Source organism: Flavobacteriaceae bacterium HL-DH10, from assembly GCA_031826515.1.
GTDB classification, from domain to species: Bacteria; Bacteroidota; Bacteroidia; order Flavobacteriales; family Flavobacteriaceae; genus Thalassobellus; species Thalassobellus suaedae.
This window is the reverse complement of record CP134536.1, coordinates 70,781-83,330: the sequence shown is the minus strand read 5'-3', so window position 1 is coordinate 83,330 and position 12,550 is coordinate 70,781. Positions and strand designations below refer to the sequence as shown.

Sequence of the window (12,550 nt, the reverse complement as noted above, 5' to 3'; positions counted from 1 at the left end):
AACATTATAATTTATTTATGAAAGCATTTCAGTTTTTAGCTATTCTTTTTTTTACAATTTCATTTTCTAATTGTGCACAACAAAGTAAAATAAAACCAACCGTTTATACTGTAGGTGATTCTACGGTGAAAAACGGAAAAGGAGATGGGTACAGTGGTCTTTGGGGATGGGGAGATTTTATTAGTCAGTTTTTAGATTCAACAAAAGTAAAAGTAGAAAATCACGCTTTAGGGGGGACAAGTAGCAGAACCTATCAAAATTTAGGGTTATGGGATACTGTAAATAACAAACTTAAAAAAGGAGATTATGTGTTAATTCAATTTGGACATAATGATAATGGACCTGTAAACGATACTATTAGGGCTAGAGGCACTATAAAAGGCGTTGGTAATGAAACTGAAGAGATTGATAATATGATTACAGGCGACCATGAAATTGTACATAGTTATGGTTGGTATATAGAAAAAATTGTAAAAGACGCTAAAGCAAAAGGAGCTATTCCAATAATTATGTCGCCTATTCCAAGAAACGATTGGAAAGAAGGTAAAGTTCCTAGAAATAACAAGTCTTATGGATTATGGGCAAAACAAATTGCCGAAAGAAATGACGTCACTTTTATTGATTTAAATGATAAAATGGCATCCGAATTAGAAAAATACGGAGAAGATAATGTCACTGGTACGTTTTTTTATAAACGCGATCATACACATACATCTGCAAGAGGCGCTGTAATGGCGGCATCAATTATTGCTGATGAATTAAAGCAAACAAGTAATCCTTTAAAAGAATATATTCTTGAAACTCCTAGAGTTGTATTACCAAAAAAGAAAAATATTTTTCTAATAGGCGATTCAACAATGGCAAATAGTAGTAATCCTAACGCCATAGGTTGGGGCATGGCTTTTCCTCAATTTTGTGATACCATGCAAGTAAATATTATTAACAAGGCAAGAGGAGGAAGAAGCACTAGAACATTTGAATTTGAAGGCTTGTGGGATGCTGCTAAAAAAGAATTTAAGAAAGGCGATGTTGTCTTTATTCAATTTGGACATAATGATGCAGGAAATATTGATAAAGCAAAATTTAGAGGCTCTTTGAAAGGCATGGGAGATGAAACGCAGGAAGTTCAAAGAGATAGTATTTTAGAAATAGTACATACTTACGGGTGGTACATGAAAAAAATGATTAGAGAAACTAAAGAAAAAGGAGCGCTTCCTGTTGTTTTAAGTTTAACGCCCAGAAATGAATGGCCAAATGGAGTCGTGGAGCAAAGACATGATACTTATATTAAGTGGTCAAAAGAAGCAGCAGAAAAGGAAGATGCCATTTTTATTGACTTGAGTCATGCTGTTGCACAAAAGTATCAAGAATTAGGAAAAGAAAAAGTTAAGGCGTTTTTTCCAAAAGACCACACGCATACTGGTTTAGAGGGTGCAACCTTTACAGCAAAAACTTTTGCTGAAATACTAAAAAAACATAAAGAGGTTGGATTACGAGGTTGTGTTTATATTAATAAGTAATTTAATATAGTTATTTATTGGTTTTAAAAAGTACTTATTGTCAAAAAAACAGTAAACTTATTAGTGTTAACTATTTATAAATAGATAATAAAAAAAACAAGGGTTAAGATAAATTATTAATTACTGTAATTCTTTTTAATTATTTTATAGTATCCACAACTGAAATTACTGTAAGTAATCCTCAGCAAGTTTTGTCAGCTCTTTCAAGTGCCTCAGCAGGCGATGTTATTTATGTTTTAGAAGGAACGTATACATTTTATTCAAAGTTTTCAATAACTAGAAATGGTTCAAACGGAAATTTAATTTCTTTTTTATCACATCCAGACAATACATCAAAACCCTTATTTGATTTTTCTTCAATGGCCGAAAGTTCATCAAATCGTGATATATCATTATCAGGCTCATATTGGTATATAAAAGGAATTGATGTTTTTGGTTATGGAGATAACGGGATGTTTATTAATGGACATAATAATTTAGTTGAGTTTTGTGCGTTTAGCTAATGTAAAGACACAGGATTGCAATTAGGAACAGGAGCTAGTAAAAAACACCATTTTAAATTGTGATTCATTTTATAATGCAGATTCTACTCTAGAGAATGCTGATGGTAGCTTGCCTGACATTGATTTTATGAAACTTGTTCCAGGTAGTGATTTAATTGATAGTGGAGTAGATGTTGGGTTATTATTTAATGGCCCTGCACCAGATATAGGACCTTTTGAATCTTCAACATTAAGCGTAAATGATATTAATAAGTTTGAAGGTGTTTCTAATTATCCGAACCCTTTTTCAAGTGAAACCAATATTGTTTTTAATTTAAATCAAGCTTCTAAAATAAAATTGTCAGTATATAGTATGATGGGAGTTAAGGTATTTAGTATTCCTGAAAAGACTTATTCACAAGGCAGAAATGCGATTAGTTTAAGTAGAAATAAATTAGCATCAGGTAATTATTTGTTAGTTTTAAACGGAAGGGATACACAAAGAACTAGCAAAATAATTAGTATTGATTAGTTTAGAGTTCTTAAACATTAAGTGTTTCACTGTTAAATATTTTATTGATTATTAGTCCATATGAAAAACCTCTTTTAAAGGTTTTTCAATGGGCGAATTGTCAGGATTAGTTTCCATTATATCTGACATATATGCCCACCATTTTTTTACAATAGGGTGGTTGGGTAAATAATCTTTATCAAAGCTTTTACTTAATTTTTGAACAGCAAAAAGAATTAATGTTTCTTCATCTAAATAGATGCTGTAATCTTGTATTCCCGTTTCAGAAAGTAAAGCAGATAGTTCTGGCCATATTTCGTCGTGTCGTTTTTTATATTCTGCTTCAAAACCAGGTTTTAATTTCATTTTGAAAGCATTTTTTATTGTATCATTCATTTACTCAGATGGTTTTAAGTTAATATATACGGGTTTATTTCTGTTGCAAATAATATCTCCGTTATCGTATTCTAATTCGGCAACTTGAATAGTGCTTCTTCTTGTTTCGTAAGAGTCTATTTCTGCATTTTTTGGTGTTCGTCCGGGATGTGTAAAATAAAACACATAGGCTTTATCTCCTTGAACAATAACATCTGGATGACCACCTTTTACCATATCGTCTTTTCCAGTTCCTGGAATTTGTAAAATATTTTTTTCTTGACGTTTCCAATTTATAAAATCTTGAGAAGAATAAACACCTAATCCTTTCCATGCATCATTAACCATCCAGTTTTTCCCTTTCCAGTAAAACATATTTGGTCCTTCTCCTCGATCTTTTATTACTTTTTTTCCGCTATCTAACCAATGATATAAATCTTCACTATCTGCATAATAAATTGATTTTCCATCATTCTCGTTGTTGTAATACATACGCCATGTACCATTTGGTAATCGGAATACATCGGCATCTATACAACGTTCTGAAGCTAATTTTAATTTAGATTGAAACTCCCAATCAATAAGGTTTTTACTCGTTAGGTGAATTATATGTCGTGGGTGGTACCAATCTTCAAAAACACCTGGAACAATAGTTAAATACATATGATATATTCCATTATATTCTAATACATCGGGAGCCCAATACGTGACTTCTTTTATATCATAATTTATATTACAAGTTTCTTTATATTTCCAATGGGCACCATCATTAGATTCTGCAATGCCTATTTTAGTGCCATGTACCCATGCTACACCACTTGCAGAGCTATCATTTGCACGTCTATTAGTGTAAAACATAAACCATTTCTTTTCCTTTTTGTTCCAAATGATTGAAGGATCGGCAGCACCATCAAAAATAGGGTCTCGAAACAAAGGTTTATCTGCTATTTTATATTTGTTATTAGTATTATTTGTTTTACAAGACAAGCAAATTAATAGTAATATTAAATAGATGAATTTTAATTTCATTCAATCATCAAGCTTATTTTAATTCAACATTTACTGTTTTATCATCTTTGATAAATTGACCTTGGAGTAATATTTTCATTTTTGCCAAAATGGAAGTTTCTTCATCAATTTTATTGTCTTTTTCTTCAGGATCTAAATCTATATTATAAAGTTGATATGTTGCAGGAGAATTATCTTTATGACGAGTTCTAATAATTTTCCAAGGTTTATGTATTAAACTTTCTTGTTTATGTCCGCGAACATAAATATCATGTGTTGTTTCTTGTTGAGGATTTAAAATTGAAGACCATGAATTAACGCCTTCAACATCTTTAGGTATTTCTGCATTAATTAGTGAAAGTATAGTTGGCATAACATCTGAAACAGACATGTAATTTGAGTTTTTTTCTGAGTCTAAATGGTTTTTCCAATATACAATTGCGGGTACGCGAATGGCGCCTTCATAGTTGGATGATTTCCAATCTCGTAAAGGTTTATTACTTCCTAATACTGGATTTGGCCCATGTGCGCCGTTATATTGATACGTTGGAAACCAATTTTCCATAGCGCCATTATCACTCATAAAAATCACTAAAGTATTATCCTCTAAGTTTAGCTTTTTCAATGTTTTTAAAACCTTTCCAATACTATGATCCATATGTGACATGGCGGCTGCAAAATCTCTTCTTGAACTATCTTTTATAGTTTCTAAATAAGGTGTTTTCCATTTATCTTCTTCTTGTAAGGGGAAGTGAGGTGCGCTATGAGCCAATTGTACATAAAAGTTTTTAGTGGTATCACGTTTCTTCGTTAGCCATTCAATAGCTTCCTTGGTTAATAAATCGGTAGTATGACCATCTTCTTCAATCATTTTGTCATTCCTATACCAGCTAGCATCGCCATTCTTATATCTATGCGTATATTGATCTATTTGCCCATGAAGAAATCCGTATGAATAATCAAAACCAAAGGCATTTGGTCCGTTTGAAATATCCAATCCTAAATGCCATTTTCCGAATAACGCATTCTCATAGTTATGCTTTTTTAATACTTGAGGTAATGTGGTAATAGAATCAGGAAGTGTTTTTTTGCTTTTTCCGCTAATAGGTGCTACGATACCAATTCTGCTTGCTGGCATTCCAGTTAAAAGAGACACTCTTGATGGTGAGCATGTAGGATTGGCATAAAACCGACTAAGTTGTATGCCATTATTAGCTAACCAATCGATATTAGGAGTATTAATTTCCGAATCATTATAACCTACATCATTCCAGCCTGCATCATCTGCTATAATGACTAGAATATTAGGATTCTTTTTTTTAGTTTTTTGTACAGTCTTTTGGTTACAATTTAATACCAATAAGCATGGTAAAAGAAAAAGATAATTAATTGATTTTAACATTAACATTAATATTAAATAATTTTTAATTTTTAATTTTTAATTGAAGTGAGCTGTCATTTATTTCAAATTCGTTATGCTTCAATAAAGATATAATTTCAGCACCAGCTAATAATACAGGGCCATAACCATGTGCAGCATAAACATTAATAGGTCTATAATAATAAAAAGCAGGGTCGAAGCCCATACCTGTGCCAACACATGTTCCTTCTACTTGACCTTTTGTGTTTACCTTTGTAGAAACAGCATTCCAAGCTAATAATGCTATTGGTGAATATACCATTTTATCGATATAACCTCTATTTATAGCTCTTGAAATTGCGTAAGTATAAATAGCTGTTGCCGACGTTTCTAAGTAGGTGTCATTTCTATCTATAAGTTGATGCCAAAAGCCTGTACCATCTTGATATTTAACGAGACCTTTTATATGGGCTTGCAATTGTTTTAATACATCATTATAGCCTTCATGCTCTTTAGGTAATACTTCCAATAATTCTACAAGTGTCATGACTGCCCAACCATTTGCTCGTGCCCAATGAAATTGAGGATGCTCTTCCATAGCTTGTACCCAACCATGCATATATAATCCGTTTTCTGAATTAAACATACGCTCTGAAAATTGACGAACTTGTTTTACGGCATCATCATAATATTTAACATCTCCTGTTAGTTTTCCCATTTGAGCAAGTGCTGGAACTCCCATAAATAAATCGTCTAACCATAATGTATTTGGTTGCGGTCTATTTCTTGCTAAGGTTCCATCAGGTAAACGAAATTGTTTATTACTAATATAGTCTATAAAATTATTAATTAATGGTTGTAATTCAGCATCAAGACCATTTCTTTTTGCTTTTATCATTGCCGCACAAATAGCACCTGCATCATCTAAAGCATGAGGCTTTAGAGATTGTTTTATTGGAGACGAAAACTCGGGGTTATTTGCTAGTTGTTTTGTGTAAAAAGGAGCTATATCCGAAAAAATTTGTAATCTTTTATTTGTATAATCAGCATATTTTTTATCTCCTGTAGCCTCTGCTACAGCTAACATTCCTGCGTAGGTAACACCCCATTCATAACTAGTAAGTCTAAAAGCACCTGTCTCAAAAATAGTAGTTTCACTAAGGTTTTCTATATTAGTTATTTCCTTATTTGTTTTACTATCTATAAGTTTAGAAGCCGTATTTGTTTCTAAAAATGAATATACTCTATCTAAAGTTGTTTTAATATCTGTAGCAGATTTAACACCATATGGTGTTGGGTAATCTGGTTGCAGGGCATGTAATGGAGCAGTCGTGTCATTTTGAGGCTCATGTTCTTCTTTTTTTACTGACGTTGTACAGGAAACAAAACATATTGCTAATAAAAATATTAGACTCTTTTTTTGTATTATGTTATTTGAAAATTTTTTTAGATTCATTTTTTTTAGTTTTTAGTTAGTTATTATCATGTCTACTTCTACAGAAAGTTGATTGGTTAGTTTTTTTAAATAATTTATAAAATAGGCTTCATCAATAAAACGTGTGTCACTAAGTTCCCAACCCGCAATAGCATAATAACTTACAGGTTGTTTGTTTTCAACTTTAAGTTTTGCTAAATAAGTATTGGAAAGTGGTCCTGTTTTTGGGGCTTCAGTATAACCAAGATATAATTCTTTAGGAACAATTAATGCCATTCCTAACCACCACTTTTTATCATAGGTTTGCTTATCATGTGTGTAAAGTACGATGTAATTTTCATTTTCATCAATTATAGATAGTGGTTTGTCATTATTGATATTTACCAGACCAACTACTAGATTTTCATCACCCTGAATACCAGAAATAGATACCGTATTTTTATATCCATATATACCAGGGAAAATTGTAGTGTATTCTTCTACAGAATAATTTCTATTCTCTCCGTTGGGTTTCCAATTTTCATAGTTATAGTTTAAAATAGATTTTATCGGACCTTCTACAAGAATTTTAAATGTCGTTTTTTCAATGTTGTTTATAGAATCGTCTACAGTAACACCAAGTCTCATTAATTCTGTTTCTGTGGCTAATGCATATCCACCAATACCAATTGAATTTCCTACTGCTAAAATATCTCTACCCCAATTTCCCATAACATGGTAATTGTCTTCTACAGCACCTTCTGCATTAATACCAACGTGTTCTGGAGACATCGTTGATACTTTTTTTCCAAAGAGGTCTTTTGCGTTTCTCCCATCTAGATAATGCCTAAAACCAACTTTGTCATTTTCCCAAGAAGGACCATCTGTTTGATATTGTTGATAGCCTAAACTTTTTGGTAATTCGTTAGCTAACATTGTTTCAGAAGTTTTTGGTTGTACAGGTGTGGTTGAAGAGTTTCTTTTGCCAAACCGGGCACTTGTTCTAACTACATAATTAGGTTTTTTATTAACCCATTTAAGTGTTAATTTTTTTTCCTCTTGAGCCGAAAAATTGGCAACAAAAAATAGTTCATCCCAATTACCATCTTCATCTAAATCATTAAGTTGAGACGGTATAGTATCTAAAACATTAATTAGTAAAGGATAATTATTAATACTGTCTGTAGATAAGCGGTCTCTTTTTATAGAAATGGGTTTATCCGTTAAATCAAAATCAGAATTATTGGATAGTATAATTTCTGTTAAATGTTCTTTTTTACAAGCAAAAAAGCATAGCGCAATAACTATTAATGAGATAATGTTTCTTTTCATGTGTTATTTATATTAGTTGTATAATTAAATTATTTTACTGCTACATTCCAAACTTTTGACAATTTAGATGTTCCTTTTGGTCCTTATATTTCTAGTACTACAACATATTTCCCTGCATCTTTTAGAATAATTTTCTGGTACTATTTCCCAATCTTTAGTATCACCGTCTATTCTAGGAATCATATTTGAAGGGAATTGAAAAACTTGAAAATTTCTAGTTTCTATACTTTCTATTTCTTGAGCTTTTGATATTAAGCATATGAAAAGCAAAATGACTGCAAATATTTTTGGTTTAGTAATCATAACAAAAACTTATAATGGTTTATTTAGTATTAGCTAAAAAACAATTTATTTATTAATATAGATTGTGATTTTATCGTTATTAGTTGTTTTTGGGGAGATTGTTAACACGCCATCCTGAAACTGGTTGTCTTTCATCAAATAGGTTTTATTATTTACAAGAACAGAAGTAGGTTTTTTATCTAAATGAAATTTTATGGTATAGGTTATTTCGTTACCCTTAAATTCTCCTTTGGCAGCATTAATATTTAATATAATGTTGTTTTCTGAAACTTGAGTTGCGATATCTGTGGTGTTAAAATAACCATTTTGATATGCTAAACTTTTACCATCATCATTGTATAAAGTGAATGTGTTTGAAGCATTAGGATACACATCTAAAATTAATTTTTTAATTTCTTTTTCGCCTATATAATTTAAAGTTTCTTGAGTTGGAATAATAGCGCCTTCTTTTATAAAAATTGGAAGTTTATCAATTGGGCATAACACATTGTAGTGCTTTTTACCTTCAAAGGTTTTTCCTGTCCAGTAATCTGTCCAAAGTCCTTTTGGTAAATAGACCACCCGAGTTTGTGCTCCTTTTTCAGTCACCGGACAAATCATTAAACTTTCACCTAACATGTATTGGTTTGTGATGTTATAAACGTTTTCATCATCCTGATAATGCAATACTAAAGCACGCATTAATGGCGTTCCTTTTTTATGATTTACATACAAATAGCTATATAAATACGGGATTAGGCTATAACGCATTTTATCGTATTGTTTAAAAATACGTAACGCATCGTCTCCATAATTCCAAGGCTCTTTATAGTTAGGGTGTTCCATTCCAAATAAATGCGCAATAGGACTTAATAATCCAAATTGACACCATCGAATATATAATTCAGGATCGGCAACATGCTCAAAACCTCCCATACAATGAGACCAATTGCCAACACCAGAAAGACCAATATTTAATCCAGCTTTAATAACAGGTTCAAAATATTGCCATTCACTAGGCCAATCTCCAGCAAAAATATATGGATAGCGTTGGATACCAGCATATCCTTCCCGAGTTTGATTCATACCTCGTATTTTATTAAACTCTTGAAATTTCTCATAGGGCGCTTTGGCATAAGCTATAGGAAATAGGTTATGTAAAGCTTTAATAGATTCGCCTTGTGGACCAGTTTTATTGCTTTCGTTTGCTTTTCTACCAAAGGCGCTGCCTTCATCTGTTTTTAAAAACATAGCACCTTGTTCAGCTACTCGCATAACACCATTTTCCCACCACCAGTTTACCGATTCCTGATCGAAAAAATTAACAAACTCACCTGGGTTATCTTCTTCAGGATAAACAAATCCTTTTTTTCTTGCAGCATCTAGCAGCCGCAATTTTTTACCATTATCAAACCTTGGTCTTAAATGCACACCTACCATATTCAAATTTAAATCGTATAAATCTGAAAACATTTTTTCTGGGTTTTTAAAGGTTTCTCTCCACTCGAAGGTTGTAGCTCCTTTTCCTCCATTTTCACCAAAAATACGCCATGTTGAATCTAGATGTAAAATATCCAGTGGAATCTCAAAGTCTCTAAATTTTTGGGCTAAAGCCACTACGTAATCCGTTGATGTTTCTTCTTCATGTCCCCAAGTTCCTCCGCTATATGTTCCAACTTGAAGTCCTAAAGCAAACTTTGGTAGTAATGGTGATTTTCCTGTTATAGAAGTATATCCATCTAAAATATTAGTAAACGTTGGTCCGTAAATAAAATAATAATCGAGTTCGCCTCCTTCAGCACTAAAGCTGTAATTATTTGAGTTGGTTAAGCCCATATCCCAAGTAGTTGGATGTGCATTATGAAAAAAAATGCCGTATCCTTTTGTACTCATAAAAAACGGTACTGGACAATAATTTGCTTTGAGCACATTATATGCTCCAGTAATATGAGGTCTTCCAATGCCTCTACCAACATCTAATCTTACTTTTTTTCCTCGCCTGTCTAAGAAATCCATGCGCTCACCAAAACCAAAGAAATGTTCATCTGGTTGTAGTTGTTTTATAGAACTAATGGTTTTGTTCTCTTGAAACGAGCCTAAACTGTTATTTGTTTCTGATGATAATAAATTCCCTTTTTTATCGAAAAGTTGAATTCTAAAAGGGTGTTTTTGAATTTTTAATTGAAGTAGGGCAGTAGTAATGTTAAGAACAGACTCAGTCTCTTCTAATTTGTAGTTTACAACCTCCCAATTATAATTAGAAACCATCCATGGTTCGTTAGCTTCAAAGGTGTTATCCCAGCTCGTTCTAAATCTAATAATTGATGGTGTACAAAGTTCTATGATTACCAATCCATTTTCTGTCTGTAGTTTTATTATGTTTTCTTTTTCAGAAATAAGATTCTCATAATTACCTATATGTTTTTGAGCATTAGTTTTTATGGTTATTAAAAGCATCATAAAGGAGGTAATAATCAAAAAAATATACTTCATATGAGAAAAAATAATAATGTTTAAATTCAAAGATATTTGTTTACTATTTTAAAAGCATCCTGTGCTATACTGTATTTTTGTTTAAAAAGCAAAAAGCGCTATGATAAGTTTATCATAACGCTTTTTTTAAACTTAAAAAAATATTATTGTGGGTATTCAGGGTTTTGTTTTAATTTAGGATTAGCCTCACGTGCTGTTTTTGGTATTGGAAACAATGTTCTATAAGAATCTGATGCGGATTTAAATTCCCATGCATCTCCAAATTTACCAAAACGAATTAAATCTCTTCTTCTTTGCATTTCAAAGGCTAATTCTCTACCTCTTTCGTCTAAAATATCATCTAAAGTTAAAGTAGCTAAATCACCCACATTACTTCCATAACTTCTAGATCTTACTACGTTAACAATTGTTCTAGCCTGTTCCAAAGTACCTCCTTTAGCACCTCTAGCCAATGCTTCAGCCTTTATTAACAATATATCTGCATATCTAAGGAAAGCAATATCATTACCTGCATTACCTCCATTAGTATTAGGATCTAATCCCCATTTAACCCATTTTAAACCAGCATTCATTGGTTGTAATCGGATTCCTGTAGCTGGAATAATTTCATAAGGCACTGGTCCTTCTGTTGAAACTTCTGGATCGTATAATTTAGAATTGTTATCAGGAACAATACGCTCTACCATAACAGTTTCACCGTTTCTAGGATCAATTAAATTACCATAAGGGATTATTAGATTTTTTCTATCATCACCATCTTCATATAAAGCAAGAACAGAAGGTCTTGTTCCGAAACCGTTTTGAGGTGTATATGGTAAACCGAATAAACCACCTTGAATTCCAGGAAGTACTTTTTGTACTAAAGGGTGACCAACACCACCAGCGATGTCCGGAGAGTAAACAGCACCAAATATGAACTCATCATTATTATCATTATTATAAGTGAAATTATCAAAGTAATTATCTAATAAACGATAAGATCCTGAATCTATTACTAGTTGCGCATAATCATAAGCTTTATCAAATTGCGGCGTGCCAGTATAAACTTCAGCATTTAAGTAAACTGTTGCAAGTAAACCATAGGCTGCTTCTTGAGTAAACCTACCATAATAGCTACTACCTGCTTCTGCTTTAGTAGGTAAATCTGCTGCAGCTGCAATTAATTCTGAAGTAACAAAATCAAAAACCTCAGCTCTAGTATTTTGTTCAGGTAAGTTTAACGCATCTACTTTTGGAAGTGTAAAAATAGGAACATTTCCAAATAAATCCATTAAGAAGAAGTATGCATAAGCACGTAAAGAGTGTAATTCTGCAAGTGGACCAGCAATTTCAGCTTCTGATAAAGCAGAACCCTCTAATGATGCTATAAGCGCATTAGTTTGTCCCACGGTTCTAAAATAAGAATCCCAAGCCCCAGCAATGTAACTATGGCTAGGTGTCCAAGTATGTTCCATTAATTCTGCAAAATTGGCGCCTCCCCACCAACCTTGGATCTTTTCATGTACTACTACTTGATCTCCAGGAAGTTCTAAACATCTATATTCAACACCCATACCAGTTGTACGAGCAAAGTTTCGGTAGATTCCAGATAGGGATGATAAAACTTGTGTCTCATTTGAATAGAAGGTTTCTGGTGTATATATAGAATATACTTCCTCTTCTAGACTGCATCCTGATAAAATCACTAATAAACAGCTAAAGCTAAGTAATTTTACCTTTTTTGTTATTTTTTGTATATTTTTCATACTATATTTCTTTATAATTTTCATAGGT

At 32.2% G+C, this 12,550-nt stretch carries 10 protein-coding genes; 3 read left to right on the top strand and 7 right to left on the bottom strand.

The features are described 5' to 3' along the window. Window positions 1–17 precede the first annotated feature (17 nt). From RHP49_00255 to RHP49_00245, 3 genes are all read left to right on the top strand, one after another. The gene (locus RHP49_00255) at window positions 18–1,520 is read left to right on the top strand and encodes a rhamnogalacturonan acetylesterase (GenBank protein WNH12705.1); all 1,503 of its coding nucleotides are present in this window, start codon (window positions 18–20) and stop codon (window positions 1,518–1,520) included. 191 nt (window positions 1,521–1,711) lie between these two features. Further along, window positions 1,712–2,023 (top strand): hypothetical protein, encoded by a 312-nt coding sequence (locus tag RHP49_00250; GenBank protein ID WNH12704.1) that lies wholly within the window; start codon window positions 1,712–1,714, stop codon window positions 2,021–2,023. Between the two features lie 127 nt (window positions 2,024–2,150). Next, window positions 2,151–2,534 carry a T9SS type A sorting domain-containing protein gene (locus RHP49_00245; protein WNH12703.1) on the top strand — a complete coding sequence of 128 codons (384 nt, stop codon included), beginning with the start codon at window positions 2,151–2,153 and terminating at the stop codon, window positions 2,532–2,534. A 51-nt stretch (window positions 2,535–2,585) separates the two neighbouring features. On the opposite strand, the gene rhaM is transcribed toward RHP49_00245, so the two are convergent. From rhaM to RHP49_00210, 7 genes are all read right to left on the bottom strand, one after another. Next, on the bottom strand, window positions 2,586–2,909 hold the full coding sequence (rhaM, locus tag RHP49_00240; protein WNH12702.1) for an L-rhamnose mutarotase: 324 nt from the start codon (window positions 2,907–2,909) through the stop codon (window positions 2,586–2,588). Then, entirely contained in the window at window positions 2,910–3,917 is a 1,008-nt protein-coding gene (locus RHP49_00235) for a family 43 glycosylhydrolase (protein ID WNH12701.1), read from the bottom strand. 13 nt (window positions 3,918–3,930) lie between these two features. Further along, window positions 3,931–5,298 (bottom strand): sulfatase-like hydrolase/transferase, encoded by a 1,368-nt coding sequence (locus RHP49_00230; protein WNH12700.1) that lies wholly within the window; start codon window positions 5,296–5,298, stop codon window positions 3,931–3,933. A gap of 22 nt (window positions 5,299–5,320) precedes the next feature. Next, a complete protein-coding gene (locus RHP49_00225; protein WNH12699.1) occupies window positions 5,321–6,712 on the bottom strand; it encodes a glycoside hydrolase family 88 protein in 1,392 nt (463 codons plus the stop codon). Window positions 6,713–6,724: 12 nt separating this feature from the next. Further along, the gene (locus RHP49_00220) at window positions 6,725–8,002 is read right to left on the bottom strand and encodes a DUF4861 domain-containing protein (GenBank protein WNH12698.1); all 1,278 of its coding nucleotides are present in this window, start codon (window positions 8,000–8,002) and stop codon (window positions 6,725–6,727) included. A gap of 348 nt (window positions 8,003–8,350) precedes the next feature. Further along, window positions 8,351–10,777: a glycoside hydrolase family 31 protein gene (locus RHP49_00215; GenBank protein WNH12697.1), complete on the bottom strand. Its 2,427-nt coding sequence runs from the start codon at window positions 10,775–10,777 to the stop codon at window positions 8,351–8,353. A 143-nt stretch (window positions 10,778–10,920) separates the two neighbouring features. After that, on the bottom strand, window positions 10,921–12,522 hold the full coding sequence (locus tag RHP49_00210) for a RagB/SusD family nutrient uptake outer membrane protein (protein ID WNH12696.1): 1,602 nt from the start codon (window positions 12,520–12,522) through the stop codon (window positions 10,921–10,923). Between the last annotated feature and the right edge of the window lie 28 nt (window positions 12,523–12,550).